At 72.4% G+C, this 1,063-nt stretch carries 1 protein-coding gene; it reads left to right on the plus strand.

Annotation, left to right across the window (positions count from 1 at the left end):
• Positions 1-1,063, plus strand: a 1,063-nt coding sequence (locus ACFV04_RS43795) for a condensation domain-containing protein (protein ID WP_380536665.1), incomplete at both ends; no start/stop codon positions are given.

Below are 1,063 nucleotides of genomic sequence, written 5' to 3' on the forward strand. Positions count from 1 at the left end.
ACTCCCTCCTCGCCACCCGCCTCACCAGCCGCATCCGCACCACCCTCGGCACCGAACTCCCCCTCCGCACCCTCTTCGAAGCCCCCACCCCCGCCGCCCTGGCGCGTCACCTCGTCCCCGGCGAGCCCGTTCGCCCGCCGGTCGTGGCCGGCGGTCAAGGACTCGGGCAGGTGCCGCTGTCCTTCGCCCAGCAGCGGCTCTGGTTCCTCGGGCAGCTGGACGGGCCGAACGCGACGTACAACATCCCTGCCGCCGTGCGCCTTTCGGGTGCGGTGGACCAGGAGGCGCTGGAGGCCGCGCTGCGCGATGTGATCGACCGGCACCACGTCCTGCGGACCGTCCTCACCGTCGTCGACGGACGGCCGGTGCAGCGGGTGTTGCCGACCGAGGAGCTCTCGATCGGTCTCTCCGTCGAGCCGGTCGGCGACGAGGACGAGTTGGCTGCCGCAGTGAACCGTTCGGCAGGGCAGCCGTTCGACCTGGCGACGGAACTGCCGCTGCGCGCTTCCCTCTTCACGCTGGCTCCCGAGCAGCAGGTGCTGCTGCTGACGCTTCATCACATCGCCGGTGACGGCTGGTCGATGGCCCCGCTGGGGCGTGACCTGTCGGCCGCGTACGCGGCGCGAGTGGCCGGCGGTGCGCCCGGGTGGGCGCCACTGCCGGTGCAGTACGCGGACTACACGCTCTGGCAGCGCGAACTGCTGGGGTCCGAGCAGGATGAGGACGGCCTGCTGGCACGGCAGTTGGGGTACTGGCGTGACGCGCTGGCCGACCTCCCGGAGGAGCTGGCGCTCCCCTTCGACCGCCCGCGACCGGCTGTGGCCACCCATCGCGGGGGCGACATCGAGCTGACCGTCCCCGCTGAACTGCACGCGGACCTGCGGAAGCTGGCCATGGACCACGGTGTCACCCCGGCCATGGTGCTGCAGGCGGCGCTGGGCGTGCTGCTGTCCCGGCTCGGCGCCGGGGAGGACGTCCCGGTCGGCACCCCGGTCGCCGGCCGTACCGATGAGGCCCTGGACGAGTTGGTCGGCTTCTTCGTCAACACCCTGGTCGTCCGGAC

This window comes from Kitasatospora sp. NPDC059599 (assembly GCF_042735125.1).
GTDB lineage: Bacteria > Actinomycetota > Actinomycetes > Streptomycetales > Streptomycetaceae > Kitasatospora.